Annotated in this window: 12 protein-coding genes; 8 read left to right on the forward strand and 4 right to left on the reverse strand. The window is 60.2% G+C overall.

Features of this window, described 5'->3' with window-relative positions:
* Nucleotides 1–42: 42 nt before the first annotated feature.
* On the forward strand, nt 43–1818 hold the full coding sequence (locus AGR2A_RS04225; RefSeq protein ID WP_072493979.1) for a hypothetical protein: 1776 nt from the start codon (nt 43–45) through the stop codon (nt 1816–1818).
* Between the two features lie 77 nt (nt 1819–1895).
* Nucleotides 1896–2795, forward strand: a complete 900-nt coding sequence (locus AGR2A_RS04230; protein WP_072493980.1) for a bifunctional methylenetetrahydrofolate dehydrogenase/methenyltetrahydrofolate cyclohydrolase — start codon at nt 1896–1898, stop codon at nt 2793–2795.
* A gap of 16 nt (nt 2796–2811) precedes the next feature.
* Here AGR2A_RS04230 and AGR2A_RS04235 read toward each other — a convergent pair whose 3' ends face one another.
* Nucleotides 2812–3837 carry a LacI family DNA-binding transcriptional regulator gene (locus AGR2A_RS04235; protein ID WP_004440041.1) on the reverse strand — a complete coding sequence of 342 codons (1026 nt, stop codon included), beginning with the start codon at nt 3835–3837 and terminating at the stop codon, nt 2812–2814.
* Between the two features lie 274 nt (nt 3838–4111).
* Here AGR2A_RS04235 and AGR2A_RS04240 point away from each other — a divergent pair, with 274 nt between their 5' ends.
* The 6 genes from AGR2A_RS04240 to AGR2A_RS04265 all read left to right on the forward strand — a co-directional run bounded on the left by AGR2A_RS04240 (nt 4112) and on the right by AGR2A_RS04265 (nt 11150).
* Nucleotides 4112–5473 carry an ABC transporter substrate-binding protein gene (locus AGR2A_RS04240; RefSeq protein WP_072493981.1) on the forward strand — a complete coding sequence of 454 codons (1362 nt, stop codon included), beginning with the start codon at nt 4112–4114 and terminating at the stop codon, nt 5471–5473.
* 105 nt (nt 5474–5578) lie between these two features.
* Nucleotides 5579–6592, forward strand: a complete 1014-nt coding sequence (locus AGR2A_RS04245) for a carbohydrate ABC transporter permease (protein ID WP_022555634.1) — start codon at nt 5579–5581, stop codon at nt 6590–6592.
* 1 nt (nt 6593) lies between these two features.
* Nucleotides 6594–7754: a carbohydrate ABC transporter permease gene (locus AGR2A_RS04250; RefSeq protein ID WP_072493982.1), complete on the forward strand. Its 1161-nt coding sequence runs from the start codon at nt 6594–6596 to the stop codon at nt 7752–7754.
* Between the two features lie 37 nt (nt 7755–7791).
* Nucleotides 7792–9447 (forward strand): alpha-glucosidase family protein, encoded by a 1656-nt coding sequence (locus AGR2A_RS04255; RefSeq protein WP_004440050.1) that lies wholly within the window; start codon nt 7792–7794, stop codon nt 9445–9447.
* Between the two features lie 20 nt (nt 9448–9467).
* A complete protein-coding gene (locus AGR2A_RS04260) occupies nt 9468–10556 on the forward strand; it encodes an ABC transporter ATP-binding protein (RefSeq protein ID WP_004440053.1) in 1089 nt (362 codons plus the stop codon).
* A 237-nt stretch (nt 10557–10793) separates the two neighbouring features.
* The gene (locus AGR2A_RS04265; protein ID WP_034496014.1) at nt 10794–11150 is read left to right on the forward strand and encodes a hypothetical protein; all 357 of its coding nucleotides are present in this window, start codon (nt 10794–10796) and stop codon (nt 11148–11150) included.
* 20 nt (nt 11151–11170) lie between these two features.
* Here AGR2A_RS04265 and AGR2A_RS04270 read toward each other — a convergent pair whose 3' ends face one another.
* The 3 genes from AGR2A_RS04270 to pgl all read right to left on the reverse strand — a co-directional run bounded on the left by AGR2A_RS04270 (nt 11171) and on the right by pgl (nt 15397).
* On the reverse strand, nt 11171–12535 hold the full coding sequence (locus tag AGR2A_RS04270; RefSeq protein WP_004440056.1) for a metallophosphoesterase: 1365 nt from the start codon (nt 12533–12535) through the stop codon (nt 11171–11173).
* Nucleotides 12536–12753: 218 nt separating this feature from the next.
* Nucleotides 12754–14574 (reverse strand): phosphogluconate dehydratase, encoded by a 1821-nt coding sequence (edd, locus tag AGR2A_RS04275; RefSeq protein WP_004440058.1) that lies wholly within the window; start codon nt 14572–14574, stop codon nt 12754–12756.
* A 124-nt stretch (nt 14575–14698) separates the two neighbouring features.
* Complete coding sequence (pgl, locus tag AGR2A_RS04280) at nt 14699–15397, reverse strand: 6-phosphogluconolactonase (protein ID WP_072493984.1); 699 nt, start codon at nt 15395–15397, stop codon at nt 14699–14701.
* Nucleotide 15398 lies beyond the last annotated feature (1 nt).

Here is a 15398-nt window from a genome sequence, read left to right on the forward strand (position 1 = left end):
TGTCCGTCCGCGGGCGGCGGCGAAGGTGGCAGACGGCTTCAGATGGTTGATCACAGTCCAGATATGACGGCGACCCGCCCGGAAGGGGATGAGATTGCCGCGCCCGCGTCGCAGTGGCGCAGGCATTGTCTTCGGCTTTTGACCGCCGGATGCGTCGCGGCCGCCACGGTAACCGGCGCAGCCCTGCCGCTGCTGCTCGTTGATTCCGGTTTTCGCGGCTATGTTTCGCAGGCGCAGATCGAGGTATCACAGACCGCTTATGATGCACCAGATGCGACCCGCTTTCTGGCGATGGCGCGGCGCACCCTGCTTTCACCTGGCGGGCTGGACCGGATCAGCAGCGATCTCAAGCTGAAGCCTGCCGATTTGGTCGGCGTTCGCAAACAGGGTGAATTTCACCTGCTTGTCGATCTTCTGACCGGCGCGGATGCGCGTCCGCTCTCCCCGCGTGAGGCGCTTAACAGCGCGGTCGGAGATGGGATAGGGCTTGAACTGTCGCCCGACGAGACGACGCTGATCGTGACTTCAAGGGCTGCGACGCCAGAAGCGGCCATGCGGCTTACCGACTATCTTTCGATGCGTATCATGGCGGACGGCAAGGCCGGCACCATGACGCCCGCTATGCGGGAGATGGAGCGGGCGCGGACAAGGATGGACGAGGCCGAGGCGGCGCTAAGCGGTTTCCAGATGCGCCATGGCGATGCGGTGATCACCGAGGTGCAGCAGCTCGAGCAGCAATTGCGTGACGTGAACGACAGAATCACTGCGGCGACCCGACAACAGCAGTCGTTGCAGGCGGATCTGGCGGCGGCTTCGGCCCTGAAACCCAACGATCTGTTCTCCAAACCGCTTCCCTCCGGCATCGCCTTTTCTGCACTCGAGGATATCAGGCAGAAACATGCCGCCGCCAGTATGGCGCTTTCCAGCATCTCGGTCGATTACGGCCCGAAACATCCCCGACACATCGCCGCCCGGAACGCGGTGGATGCCGTACAGGCACTCGCTGCTCCAGCATTGCGCCAACTGCTCGACGCACTGCGAGCGGACGAGAAGCGCCTCGCTGAGGAGATCGCCGATGCTGAAGCCGAGCGGAAAAAGAACCTTGATCGCCTGAATGGTCTCGGTGTTGCTCCGGGAGAGTTCTCCAGACTGCAGGGGGAGCTCGAAACGGCGAGAAACATCTATCTGGAGGCGAGCGAACGCCGCGATCTCTCCTCTGCTGCGACGCCTGCCCTTGAGACCCGCCTCGCGAAAAAGGCAGGTCCGGGAGAACTATCGCGTGATCTTGCCCAGGCCGCCATGATGGCGGGCGGCGGCGGCCTGATCGGATTGCTGGGCAGTCTCTATCTTCTGACGTACCGTCGCCATGACGAGGAAGAGCAGGATGCCTCCGCCTTCGAACCGGAAGCGGCAATCCGGCTCCCCGAGGAGGAACCCGCGCAATTTTCGGAATTCGAGCCAATCGAACCGGCTGTGTTTGACGATCTGCAATCTCCTGATGCCGAAACGGCCGGCTTGGATGCTGGCCACGACGAGGAGAGCTTCGCCGATTATTACGGCGGTGCGGTTAACGACGATGAGCGCATGCCGCTCGACGAGCGTGTAAGGCAGGTTCTGATGGGCAACCGCACGGTTGGGATCGCCGGTCAGGCACCGTCCGCGCTGCCGCCGCTGCTGGCTGATGCGCTTGCCGGCCATGCCGATCATGCCCAAGCGGAAGCGGAGGAGCTGATGGAATTGCGACGGGAATTGGCGCTCCTGAGGGAGCGTCTCGTCGATTATGCCGACCACCAAGAAGACTACCGCAAAACCGCCTGAAAACGCCGCATTTTAGCTTGCATTCCTGCGACGGGGGCACCATACGGAGCCTACGTAACCCATGAGGAGCAGGACGCATGGCAGTTGTGATTGACGGGAAGGCGAAGGCGGCCTCGGTAACGGAGGCGGTCCGCGCATCGGCAGAAGCGCTTGAGGCGAAAAAGGGCGTCAAGCCCGGTCTCGCGGTCGTCATCGTCGGTAATGATCCGGCCAGCCACGCTTATGTGAACTCCAAGAGCAAGATGGCCAAGCAATGCGGGTTCAATTCCATCCAGCACACGCTGCCGGAGGAAACCACACAGGCTGACCTCCTGGAGCTGGTCGGCGAATTGAACGCCGATGCCTCCATCCACGGCATTCTGGTTCAGCTGCCGCTGCCGAAACATTTCAATTCAGACGAGATAATCCAGTCGATCCTGCCTGAGAAGGACGTGGATGGCCTGAGCGTGCTGAATGCCGGCAAGCTCGCGACCGGCGATCTTGCCACCGGTCTCATTTCCTGCACGCCCGCAGGCGCCATGCTTCTGGTGCGCGGCATTCACGGAGACGACCTTTCCGGCCTGAACGCCGTTGTCATCGGCCGCTCCAACCTGTTCGGCAAGCCCATGGGCCAGCTTCTGCTCAATGCTAACGCCACTGTGACGATGGCGCATTCGCGCACCAAGGATCTGGCCGGCATCTGCAAGACGGCGGATATTCTGGTGGCGGCGGTTGGCCGCGCGGCGATGGTGAAGGGTGACTGGGTGAAATCCGGCGCGACCGTCATCGACGTCGGCATCAACCGCATTCCCGCACCCGAAAAGGGTGAAGGCAAGTCGAAGCTGGTGGGCGACGTCGCCTATGATGAAGCAAGCGCCGTTGCTGCGGCCATCACCCCTGTTCCCGGTGGGGTCGGCCCGATGACGATCGCGATGCTGATGGCCAACACCGTCATCGCCGCTCATCGCGCCGAAGGCCTGGCGGCGCCGAAGTTCTAGGCGTTGAAACGGCCGGCTACGCTTTCGGAGCCGGCCCCGTCGAGGCGCGGACCACCAGTTCCGCCTTCCAGAGTTCCTGATACGGCTCCGTCTGGTCGTTCTTGATACGATTGATCAGGCGCTGGCCCACGCGGACGCCTGCCGCTCTCAGCGACGAGCGCGTGGTGGTGAGCGGCACGGAAAAATTATCGGGTTTCAAAAGCGGCAGCACATCGTCATGGGCGATGAGGGAAATATCCTTGCCGGGTTTCAGGCCTCGCTGGTTGAGCGAGCGGATCGCGCCAAGTGCGAGCGCGGTACTGGCGCAGAGAATGGCGGTCGGTTTCTCCGGGCGTGAAAGCAGGGCCTCCATGCCGAGATAACCTTCCTCGTCGGTCATGCTGCCGTGTCTCTTATTGCTCGCATGCAAGGCCAGGCCGTTTGCCGCCAGCGCCTTTTCCACCCCGAGACAGCGCCGATAGGTGAAATCATAGCCTTCCGGGCCATTCAGCAGGCCGATGCGCGTATGGCCAAGCTGAAGCAGAAGCTGGGTCGCATCACGGAAGGCGCCTTCATTGTCCACGTCGAGATAGGGATAATCCTCCTCCACGCCGATGGAGCGGCCATGCACGAGGAAGGGCAGGGAAAGCGACTGCATCATGGCGATGCGTGGATCGTTATTCTTCATATAAGCGAGATAGATGCCGTCGACGCTGCCGCTAGCGGCGAGCCCACGAAGGGCTTCGCGTTCCTTTTCCGGCTCGGTGGGCATGATGACGAGATGAAAGCCGCTGCGCGAGGCTTCCTCGCCAAGACCGCTGAGGAATTCGCCGAAATGCACATCCGAACGGTGATGTTCGCCAATCGGCATCACGAGCCCAATGGAGCCGACCTTGCCGGTTGCCAGCCGCTGTGCCGCGGCATTGGGGCGATATCCCGTCTTCTCCGCGGCTTCCATGACGCGGCGGCGCGTCTCCGCGCTGACCTCGGGATAGCCGTTGAGCGCCCTGCTGATGGTCGTCTGCGAAATGCCCAGCAGTTGCGACAGCTGTTTCAGGTTCATGTCTGTCAGTCCTCCATGCGCGCGCCCGGAAAAGGCCAACAGCCACTCCTCATTTTCCCAAAGCGCTTTAGATTTTTAACAGCCCCATCCGCTTTTCTCAATCGAAAATGATAGCCGCCTTCCTAAATCAATATGACTATTTCGAAGGTTAGGCAGCGTTTCCGAATAAAGAGCCTCTTGACTCCATCTTGATGACAATGAGATGAATAGGCAGCCAAAGCGCTTTGATTGGAGAGGACGCTTTGAGCCTTTTATGTGATGGGAGGTAAATCACATGCGGAAGATCCTTTTGGCGACGGCTGCTTCAATCGTGCTGCTGTCGGGTTCGGCCATTGCCGCCGATCTGAAATTCGCGCCGGGCCAGGACGCCAAGTTCAACTGGAAAAGCTACGAAGATTTCAAAGCGGCCTATGCTGACCTTAAAGGCCAGACGCTGACGATTTTCGGCCCGTGGCGTGGTGAGGACGAGGCTTTGTTCCAGTCCGTACTCGCCTATTTTGCTGACGCGACGGGCGTGAATGTCCGTTATTCCTCGTCGGAAAACTACGAGCAGCAGATCGTCATCGACACACAGGCCGGCTCGCCGCCCAATATTGCCATTTTGCCGCAGCCTGGCCTTCTCGCCGATCTCGCCGCCAAGGGTTTTCTTGTGCCGCTCGGCGACGACACGGCCAAATGGGTCGAGGAAAATTACGGCGCGGGTAAATCCTGGGTCGATCTCGGCAGTTATAAGGGCAAGGACGGCAACAAGGCCTATTTCGCTTTCCCCTTCAAGGCCGACGTGAAGTCGCTCGTCTGGTATGTGCCCGAGAATTTCGAGGAAGCGGGATATAAAGTTCCCGAGAGCATGGAAGACCTGCTCAAGCTCACCGACCAGATCGTTGCCGATGGCGGCACGCCCTGGTGCATTGGTCTTGGCTCCGGTGGTGCGACCGGCTGGCCTGCAACCGACTGGGTGGAAGACCTGATGCTGCGGACGCAGCCGCTGGATGTCTACCAGAAGTGGACGACCAACGAGGTAAAATTCACCGATCCGGCCGTGGTTGCCGCGATCAACGAATTCGGCAAATTCGCCAAGAACGAAAAATATGTGAGTGGCGGCGTTGCGGCCGTAGCCTCCACCGACTTCCGCGACAGCCCCAAGGGCCTCTTCGACATTCCGCCGAAGTGCTACCTGCACCATCAGGCATCGTTCATTCCCTCCTTCTTCCCCGAGGGCACCAAGGTCGGAACGGATGCGGATTTCTTCTACATGCCGACCTATGCCTCAAAGCCTGACCTCGGCAAGCCGGTTCTCGGTGCCGGCACGCTCGTCACCATCACTAAGGAAGCGCCCGCTGCCAAGGCATTCGTACAATTCCTGCAGACGCCGATCGCCCATGAAGTGTGGATGGCGCAGTCCAGCTTCCTGACGCCGTACAAGGGTGTGAACGTCGAAACCTATGCCAATGAGCAGATGAAGCGTCAGGGTGAAATCCTGACCACGGCGACGACCTTCGGTTTTGACGGTTCCGACCTGATGCCCGGCAAGATCGGCGCCGGCGCTTTCTGGACCGGCATGATCGATTTCGTCGGTGGCAAGTCTGCCGATCAGGTCGCCGCCGATATCCAGAAGGCCTGGGACGGCCTGAAGTAACACGGATTAAGACCAGGCCTGGCGGCTCGCTGCCGGGCCTCTTCCGCAGGAACGGCCCGACAGCCGCATAAATCAACGCGGCGCGGAGAGGATCAGGGAGGGAACATGGCTCAACAACTGGTGTCCGCCATCGGCGTCATGGTAGCGGGCGTTTTTGCCTGTGCTGCCTATTACTGGCTATCCGACAAGGCGTTGCAGGCAATCTTTCCCGTCCGCTCGGGAGACGTCATTCATGCCTCCCGCAATCTCAATCGCCGTGCCGCCGTCCGGCCTTGGCTGTTCATCGGCCCGGCGCTGATCCTGTTGCTCGTCTATCTTGTGTACCCCGTCATCGCGACGCTGATCCTCTCCTTCTACGACCGCACCGGCAGCGAATTCGTCGGTCTCGCCAATTATCGCTGGGCGTTTTTCGACGCCGGTTTCCGTCAGTCGATCTTCAACAACATTCTCTGGCTCGCCGTCGTGCCGGCCGCCTGCACCTTCTTTGGCCTCGTCATCGCCGTCATGACGGACCGCATCTGGTGGGGCAACATCGCCAAGTCCATCGTCTTCATGCCGATGGCGATCTCCTTCGTCGGCGCTTCCGTCATCTGGAAGTTCATCTATGAATACCGCGCCGAGGGTCAGGTGCAGATCGGCCTGCTGAACGCCATCGTCGAGTTTTTCGGTGGCAATCCGCAGGTCTGGATTTCCATGCCCTTCTGGAACAACTTCTTCCTGATGGTCATCCTCATCTGGATACAGACCGGTTTCGCCATGGTCATCCTGTCGGCGGCGTTGCGCGGTATTCCGGAAGAAACCATCGAGGCGGCTGTCATCGATGGCGCCAATGGCTGGCAGATCTTCTGGAAGATCATGGTTCCGCAGATCTGGGGCACTATCGCCGTCGTCTGGACGACCATCACCATTCTCGTGCTCAAGGTCTTCGACATCGTGCTGACCATGACCAACGGGCAATGGAACACCATGGTTCTGGCCAATCTCATGTTCGACTGGATGTTCCGCGGCGGCGGTGATAGCGGCCGAAGTGCTGTTATCGCGCTCATCATCATGGCGGCCGTCACCCCGATCATGGTCTGGAACATCCGCCAGGCAAACCGCGAGATGGAGGGCCGCTGAGATGGATATTGTCAAACGCCTCCGGCGCGTCGGCCTGCCGCGGCTCATCGTTCACGCCAGCGTTCTGATCGTCGTGCTGCTCTGGCTCTTGCCAACGCTCGGCATTCTCGTGAGTTCGCTGCGCGACAAGGATCAGATCACGGTGTCGGGCTGGTGGACCGCTTTTTCGAGCTCCGAACAAACGCAAGCCGTTCGTCTGGCCGATGCCTCGGCTCAGAAGCGGGATGGCAGCCGCTACGTCATATCAGGCAATGTCTTCGAAAACGGCCAGGGCGGAAAGGTTGCGGCCTTCGGCGTGCGCGTGCAGGAGCCGACAGCTTTCAAGGCAGGTGAAGCCGCTGACATCGGCGATGGCGAGACGCTGCTTATCAATGAAGACGGCACTTACGAATATAGCAAAGCCGCAAGCTTCGAGGGTTCGCGCGGCAAGCGCGTCTACATCTCTGTCGCAACGCCGCCCGTCTTCACTCTCGACAACTACCGTACGGTACTCACCTCGGAAGGCATCGGCCAGTCCTTCGTCAACTCGCTGACAGTTGCCGTGCCCGCAACCGTCATCCCCATCCTCATCGCCGCCTTTGCCGCCTATGCGCTATCATGGATGAACTTTTCCGGCCGCAATCTGCTGATCGCCATGGTGGTGGGCCTGATCGTCGTCCCGTTGCAGATGTCGCTGATCCCGCTTCTGAGACTGTACAATGAAATTGGCACTATCTTTGGCGTGCCGTCGAAGACCTATGCCGGTATCTGGCTGGCGCATACCGCCTTCGGCCTCCCGCTCGCCATTTACCTGCTGCGCAACTATATCTCCGGCCTGCCGAAAGAGATCATCGAAAGCGCCCGTGTCGATGGCGCAAGCGATTTCGAAATCTTCGTCAAGATCATCCTGCCGCTCTCTTTCCCGGCACTCGCTTCATTCGCCATCTTCCAGTTCCTGTGGACCTGGAACGACCTGCTCGTCGCCATGGTGTTTCTCGGCACGCAGAAGGATGAGCTGGTACTGACGGGCGCGCTTAACGCGCTGCTCGGCTCGCGCGGCGGCAACTGGGAAATTCTCACTGCCTCGGCCTTCGTCACCATCGTCGTGCCGCTCGGCGTCTTCTTCGCTCTTCAACGTTATCTCGTGCGTGGCCTGCTGGCAGGCTCCGTCAAGGGAGGCTGATCATTCCATGAACGCCCATACCACACAGGACACTTCCATGACCGCTTCGGTGACTTCCGCTTTGACGCCCAACAAGGACTGGTGGCGCGGCGCTGTTATCTATCAGATCTATCCGCGCTCCTATCAGGACTCCAATGGCGACGGCATCGGCGATCTCAAGGGTATCACCGATCGCCTCCATCACATCGCAGGCCTCGGTGCCGATGCGATCTGGATTTCGCCCTTCTTCACCTCGCCGATGAAGGATTTTGGATACGACGTCTCGAATTATGTCGATGTCGACCCGATGTTCGGCACGCTTGCGGATTTTGACGGGCTGATTGCCGAAGCCCACCGTCTCGGCATCCGCGTCATGATCGATCTCGTTCTGTCGCACACCTCGGACCAGCATCCCTGGTTCGTGGAAAGCCGCGCCAGCCGCAACAACCCGAAAGCGGATTGGTATGTCTGGTCGGACAGCAAGCCGGATGGCACGCCGCCCAACAACTGGCTGTCGATTTTCGGCGGCTCGGGCTGGCAGTGGGATCCGACCCGCATGCAATATTACATGCACAACTTTCTGACCTCGCAGCCGGACCTCAACCTGCATAATCCGGAAGTGCAAGAAGAGCTGCTGAATATCACACGCTTCTGGCTGAAGCGCGGCGTCGATGGTTTCCGCCTCGACACCATCAACTTCTATTTCCACGACCTTGAGCTGCGCGATAATCCCGCGCTGGCGCCGGAACGGCGCAATGCCTCCACCGCGCCTGCGGTCAATCCCTATAACTTCCAGGAGCATCTCTACGACAAGAACCGCCCGGAAAATATCGCCTTCCTGAAGCGCTTCCGCGCCGTACTGGACGAATTCCCTGATATCGCCGCCGTCGGCGAAGTGGGCGACAGCCAGCGTGGCCTCGAGATCGTCGGCGAATACACCTCCGGCGATGACAAGATGCAGATGTGCTACGCCTTTGAATTCCTCGCGCCCGATGCGCTGACCCCGCAGCGTGTTGCCGATGTACAGGCGGATTTTGCGAGAGCTGCACCGGAAGGCTGGGCCTGCTGGGCTTTCTCCAACCATGATGTCGTGCGCCATGTCAGTCGGTGGGGCGAACATGTCGAGGACAAGGATGCTTTCGCGAAGGTGCTGTCGGCACTTCTCATGACCCAGCGCGGTTCCGTCTGCATCTATGAGGGCGAAGAACTCGGCCTCACCGAAGCCGATATCGCTTTCGAAGATTTGCAGGATCCTTACGGCATTCAGTTCTGGCCTGAATTCAAGGGCCGCGACGGTTGCCGTACGCCGATGGTATGGGACGCCGGCCATGCGCAGGCCGGGTTCTCGACGGCCGACAAGACGTGGCTGCCGATTCCGACCGAGCACAAGCAGCGCGCGGTGAGCGCCCAGCAGGGCAATGAGGCTTCGGTGCTGGAGCATTACCGCCGCTTCCTCGCGTTCCGCAGGCAGCACCCGGCCTTCGCAAAGGGCGGCATCGAATTTCAGCCCGTGCAGGGAGAGGTGTTGAGCTATACCCGCAAGCTGGGCAACGAAACCGTTCTTTGCGTCTTTAACTTGTCAGCGACGCCGGCAGAGGCCACGCTGCCGGAAGGGAACTGGGAGGTTCTTGAAGGCCATGGCTTTGCAAGCGGACTGAAGGGCAGAAGCGTCGAACTTCCGGCATGGGGCGCTTTCTTCGCCCGTTACGCCTGACAGATGAGGGAGGAACACCCATGACAAGTCTCGTTCTCAAGGATATCCGTAAATCATACGGGCAGGTGAAGGTGCTGCACGGCATCGATCTCGATATCGAACAGGGCGAATTCATCGTTTTTGTTGGCCCCTCCGGCTGCGGAAAATCGACCCTGCTGCGCATGATCGCCGGGCTGGAGGAAATTACCGGCGGCGAGATGTATATTGACGGCCAGCTTGTCAACGAAATCCCGCCTTCGCGTCGGGGCATCGCCATGGTGTTCCAGTCCTATGCCCTTTATCCGCACATGACTGTCTACGACAACATGGCCTTCGGCATGAAGATTGCCAGGGAAAGCAAGCAGGAGATCGACCGCCGCGTTCGCGCCGCCGCCGAAATCCTGCAGCTCACGCAATATCTGGAGCGATTGCCAAAGGCGCTGTCCGGCGGCCAGCGTCAGCGTGTCGCCATCGGTCGCGCGATCTGCCGCAACCCCAAGGTCTTCCTGTTCGATGAGCCGCTTTCGAACCTCGATGCGGCTCTGCGTGTCGCCACGCGCATCGAAATCGCCAAGCTCAACGAGCAGATGGCCGATACAACGATGATCTACGTTACCCACGACCAGGTGGAGGCGATGACACTCGCTGACCGCATCGTCGTTTTGAACGCGGGGCGGGTGGAGCAGGTCGGCGCGCCGCTCGAGCTTTATGAGAGGCCGGCCAATCTTTTCGTGGCGCGTTTCATCGGCTCGCCCGCCATGAATATTATCGGTGCGAAAGTGACCGGCACGGGTGAACGGACCTCCATCGAACTTGCCGGCGGCAAGACATTGGTCGTCGATGTTCCCACATCCGCATCTGAGCAGGGGAAGGCCGCAAGCTTTGGCGTTCGGCCGGAAGACCTGAGCATCGCGACGGGCGACGACTATCTATTCGAGGGAAAAGTCGCGATCGTGGAGGCCTTGGGTGAGGTGACCCTGCTTTATCTCGAAGCGCCCAAGGGCCAGGAGCCGATCATCGTAAAGGTGCCGGGCATTGTTTCCGTGGGTAAGGGTGAAACCCTGCGCTTTGCCGCCCTGCAGGAGAAGCTTCATCTTTTCGATGCGGAAGGCAAAGCCTACCGCAAGTAAACAGTGGCGATACTGAAACAAGCCCCGGAACTGTCCGTTCCGGGGCTTTTTACTGCTTATCAGCCGTGTGGAAAAACGTCGGAAATGTCCCGCTTCCGTCCTGTTTAAGCTGACGCTGATATGAATTGTTAAAGACTATGGCCTAGTCTCGTCCTATTGGTAAGCATTGGGAGTTCGGGCGTGCAGAGCGGTGCGGGTGTCATCAGAAATCATTATCTGAGCAAGGAAGAGTCCTTCATGTATGACCGTGAAAGCCGGTTCCGCATGGAAGACACCATGAACGCGGCGCGCATCGAATATACCGAAAAGGCCGTGATGCACATGGCGGCACGCCGCTGCGACGTCATTCGCATCTCCCAGACAGAGGCCGTGCTGGCGCTACTGACCAAATACAACCTGCCGAACCAGTTCTATCTCGATATCCCCGATGCCCGCATCACCAAGATCGGCTGCGTGATGTTGCGCGTCAACGCCAACAACACCATCCATGTCCGTTTCCTGCGTATGCTGACACAGAAGGAGCTGGATCGAATTTTCGTGTTCAGCACGCACCCGGCCCACAAGGACCGCAAGCTGGATATCCGGTCGTTCTAAGACCCTGACGATTCGCGGCTTTAGGAAAGCCCGCCCAGAACGGTCTGCTTCAGCTTCACATCCGGCACTTCGATGAAGGCGAGATCGCTGCGGCCGAAATAGGATTTCTGGTTGGTAGCGGACCAGTCGTTGCAGACCAGTTTGTAACGGCCTTTCTTCTCCGGCTTTTCCGGCATGGCGTAGAGATAGTCGCCCGTGCGTGCGGCGAGCGGAATGTTGCTGTCCTGATTGCATCGCTTTAGGATTTGGACGAGCGTCTCGCTGTCCACTTCGGTCACCATCAGCTTGCCGTCGAAGCGCAGCGAGGCGTTGAAATCATAACGGCGAATATCGCCTGCAGGCAGGCCTGCGCCGAAAGAGGTGTGGCCGATGAAACCGACATCGGCGCCGGTCTTCGCGGCGATCAGATGCGCCACATGGCGCCCTGCTTCGTCGACGGTCATTGCCTTGGCGGCCTTGCCGACAACTTCCCGTTCTTCTGCGGTCAGGTGCTTTTCAAGCGTCTGCTCGATGAGGGTCTTGAGAGCGGGCGAGGCGGGAGCATCACGATGGATGGTGACCGTCTCAATGGCGGCGGCCTTGCCGGGACCGGTAATTGTCGCGACCGTCATGGAGGTGCACCATGAGCCGGTGTGGACATAACGCGTCGCGCCCTCTTCGTGCACGAAATTAAGGTGATCATGGCCGCCCACCAGCAGCGTGCCGTCAGGCAGCACCGGCAGAATATCGCGGTCGGCGACAACGCCGGCGTGGCTCAGAACAATATTGATCGCATCCGCTTTGACGATTTCGGGCAGATTGGCCTTCGCCCATTCCACCGGCTGAGGAATGTCCAGCATCTCGCGCGTCGCCTTCGGATAGGTATTGATCGCATTGGTCGCGAGGCCCGCGACGATGACCGCCCGTTCGCCGGCCTTCACCGCGGCACTGGACGGCGCATAGGGGTTGCCGCTTCGCTTGTCGATGATGTTGGAAAGCACGGTGATGCCGAGGGCTTGAGCACGGCTGACGAAATTGGCGAGGTCATTGTCAATATCGGGCTCATGATTGCCGATATTGATGACCGTGGGGGCAAGCTTGGCGAGCGCCGCAAGGAAGGTCCATTCGATTTCGCCGGCCGAACGTGTGGCCACCGCGTTGCCGAGTTCGAAAAGGTCGCCATTTAGCAGGATGATGTGGGGCGCCTTGTCGGCCGCGATACGCGTTTCGATGGCCGCGAGAAGCTGGCCGATACGCTCATAGGCCGAATGCAGATCGGAGATGACGATGGCACGCAGGGCTACATCCTGCGCCGTTGCCGGCATGGCCGCTGCCATCAGCGGCAGCATGGCGGTGCCCGCCATAAGCTTCAGCACATCGCGGCGGTTGCTTGAAAAAATCGTCATGTCATGCCCCATTATCCGAAACTGCGCCGTCATCCCACGGCTGGTCGGGAACGCCTTAAGAGGCGATCATCACAGCCGCATGACAAGTCTGGCGTTTAAGGCATGGGAAATAAAGCTGTTTCTGCGTCCGCCCGTCCCGGGCGTGAAAGTGCGGTGGGACGATGCCGCAGAGCGGGGTTTAAAGGCGAAAGCCGCATCCAGCCTTCGCCTTTTGGAAATCAATGAAACAGGACGCTGGCACCTTGATCGGCAGGACCGGCATTACGGCGGAAGGGGGCGAAAAGTTCGCGGCCCATGCCCCATTCATTGCCGGAGAGATCGGCGCGCGCCGGTTCGCGTTTTGACAGTTCGGCGGCGGACACCAGCACTTCGAGCGATCCGGAAACGGCGTCGAGACGGATGATATCGCCATCGCGGATGAGCGAGATCGGCCCGCAATCGGAAGCCTCAGGCGTAACATGGATCGCGGCCGGTACCTTGCCGGATGCGCCGGACATGCGCCCGTCCGTCACAAGCGCCACCTTGAAGCCGCGGTCCTGCAGCACGCCGAGCGGCGGCGTCAGGCGGTGCAGCTCAGGCATGCCATTCGCCTTCGGCCCCTGGAAGCGGACGACCGCAATGAAGTCGCGGTTAAGCTTGCCTTCCTTGAAGGCGTCCTGAAGCTCCTGCTGGTCGTGGAAAACAATCGCGGGCGCTTCGATGATATGGCGCTCCGGCTTGACGGCGGAAATCTTGATGACGGATTTGCCGAGATTACCGGTCAGCATCTTCAGACCGCCGGTGGGCTGGAACGGTGTTTCAATGCTGGAAAGCACCTTCGGATCGTGGCTCTGCTCGGGGGAGGGCTGGCGGGTGACCGCGCCCTTCTCGTCCAGTAGTGCATCCACGGTGTAGGCGGCCAGACCCTGTCCGAAGACGGTGCGCACATCGTCATGCACGAAGCCCTGTTTCAGGAGCTGCTTGATGAGGAAGCCCATGCCGCCTGCAGCGTGGAAATGGTTCACATCGGCCAGCCCGTTGGGATAAACGCGGGCCAGCAGCGGCACGATGTCAGAGAGATCAGAAATATCCTGCCATGTGAGGATGATGCCTGCGGCGCGCGCCATGGCGATCAGATGCATGGTGTGATTGGTGGAACCACCAGTCGCATGCAGACCCACGACGCCGTTGACGATGGATCGTTCGTCGATCATCTCGCCGGCGGGGGTGAATTCGTTGCCCTGCGCGGTGATGGCGAGCGCTCTCTTGGTAGCCTCGCGGGTCAGCGCGTCACGCAATGGCGTGCCGGGATTGATGAAGGAGGAGCCAGGCATATGAAAGCCCATGATCTCCATCAGCATCTGGTTGGAATTGGCGGTGCCGTAGAAGGTGCAGGTTCCGGGACCGTGGTAAGATTTGGATTCCGCCTCCAGCAGCTCCGCGCGACCGACCTTGCCTTCGGCGTAAAGCTGGCGAATACGCGACTTCTCGTCATTCGGCAGGCCTGATGTCATCGGACCGGCAGGAATGAAGACCGCGGGCAGGTGACCGAAGGCGAGTGCGGCGATCACGAGGCCGGGCACGATCTTGTCGCAGACGCCAAGATAGAGGGCGGCATCGAACATGTTGTGCGAGAGGCCGATCCCCGCAGCCATGGCGATGGCATCGCGGGAAAACAGCGAAAGCTCCATGCCGGGCTGCCCCTGAGTGACGCCGTCACACATGGCAGGCACAGCGCCGGCAACCTGAGCGATACCGCCCGCTTCCTTGGCTGCATCGCGGATGATTGCCGGGAAGGTCTCATAGGGCTGGTGCGCCGAGAGCATGTCGTTATAGGCGGTGATGATGCCGAGATTGGGAACCCGGTCGCCGGCAAGGATGTCCTTGTCGGCGGGGGAACAGACCGCAAACCCGTGTGCAAGATTGCCGCAGGACAGGACGGAGCGGTGAACGCCTTTTGAGACCTGCAGCCGCAGCCGCTCGAGATAGGTCTCGCGATAGGGCTTGGAACGTTCGACGATGCGGGCGGTGATGGCCTGAATGCGGGAATCGGCGGACATGGGCGTTCATCCTGTTCGTTGGGCGACAACCGGCGTTCCGGGAGGCGAATGCCGGTTGTCGTGTTTCAGTCTTCATGTCTTCGGGGCGCTTGTCGCGGGCCGCAGGAGCGGCCGTCGCGTCGGCTTATGGCGCCCAGTAAATATCCACTGGCGTTTCTGCCCGGTTCAGCACGGCACGGACGGGCATTTCTTCCTCATCCTCGCCCGACTGCGCCTTCTCCAGCGTCGCCTTCTTCGCGGCGCCTTCGATATGCAGCACCAGGAAACCGGCATCGTGCAGGCTGGAGAAGTTGAAGGTCAACCGCTCCTCGCCGGCATTCTCGGCCGCCATGGTCAAAACGCCGCGCGGCTCATGGAGATCAAGCGCTTCGTAGAGATTGTCTCCACCGGGAAAGAACGAGGCCGTGTGGCCATCCGTTCCCATACCGAGAATGACAACATCGAAGGGATCGCAGATCGCTTCGGTCTTGACGGTCGCAAGCGTTGCCGCATCCTCCGGCGAGGCCGCCGGCTGGAACAGCGGCACGAAATAAGCCGCCTTCGCCTTGTTTTGCAGAAGATTCTCGGCGACGAGACGATGATTGGAGCGATCGCTTTCCGGCGGCACAAAACGCTCGTCCACCAGCGTCACGCTGATATTGGGCCAATCGAGATCGTGCTGGGAAAGCGCCTGAAAGAACAGCTTCGGTGTAGAGCCGCCAGAGACCGCAATGCTTGCGGTCCCCCGTTCCTTGGTTGCCGCGTCGAGCCGCTGGGCGACATCAGCCGCAAGCGTATTGGCAAGATCGGAGGCGCTATCGAAGGCGTGGATTGTTTCGCTCATC

Origin of the sequence: Agrobacterium genomosp. 2 str. CFBP 5494 (genome assembly GCF_900013495.1) — a bacterium.
Taxonomy (GTDB): Bacteria; Pseudomonadota; Alphaproteobacteria; order Rhizobiales; family Rhizobiaceae; genus Agrobacterium; species Agrobacterium pusense.

Bases quoted from the DNA above. Each gene is read 5' to 3' on its own strand.
- AGR2A_RS04225 (WP_072493979.1), top strand. From the start codon at position 43: ATGGTTGATCACAGTCCAGATATGACGGCGACCCGCCCGGAAGGGGAT.
- AGR2A_RS04230 (WP_072493980.1), top strand. From the start codon at position 1,896: ATGGCAGTTGTGATTGACGGGAAGGCGAAGGCGGCCTCGGTAACGGAG.
- AGR2A_RS04235 (WP_004440041.1), bottom strand. From the start codon at position 3,837: ATGAACCTGAAACAGCTGTCGCAACTGCTGGGCATTTCGCAGACGACC.
- AGR2A_RS04240 (WP_072493981.1), top strand. From the start codon at position 4,112: ATGCGGAAGATCCTTTTGGCGACGGCTGCTTCAATCGTGCTGCTGTCG.
- AGR2A_RS04245 (WP_022555634.1), top strand. From the start codon at position 5,579: ATGGCTCAACAACTGGTGTCCGCCATCGGCGTCATGGTAGCGGGCGTT.
- AGR2A_RS04250 (WP_072493982.1), top strand. From the start codon at position 6,594: ATGGATATTGTCAAACGCCTCCGGCGCGTCGGCCTGCCGCGGCTCATC.
- AGR2A_RS04255 (WP_004440050.1), top strand. From the start codon at position 7,792: ATGACCGCTTCGGTGACTTCCGCTTTGACGCCCAACAAGGACTGGTGG.
- AGR2A_RS04260 (WP_004440053.1), top strand. From the start codon at position 9,468: ATGACAAGTCTCGTTCTCAAGGATATCCGTAAATCATACGGGCAGGTG.
- AGR2A_RS04265 (WP_034496014.1), top strand. From the start codon at position 10,794: ATGTATGACCGTGAAAGCCGGTTCCGCATGGAAGACACCATGAACGCG.
- AGR2A_RS04270 (WP_004440056.1), bottom strand. From the start codon at position 12,535: ATGACGATTTTTTCAAGCAACCGCCGCGATGTGCTGAAGCTTATGGCG.
- edd (WP_004440058.1), bottom strand. From the start codon at position 14,574: ATGTCCGCCGATTCCCGCATTCAGGCCATCACCGCCCGCATCGTCGAA.
- pgl (WP_072493984.1), bottom strand. From the start codon at position 15,397: ATGAGCGAAACAATCCACGCCTTCGATAGCGCCTCCGATCTTGCCAAT.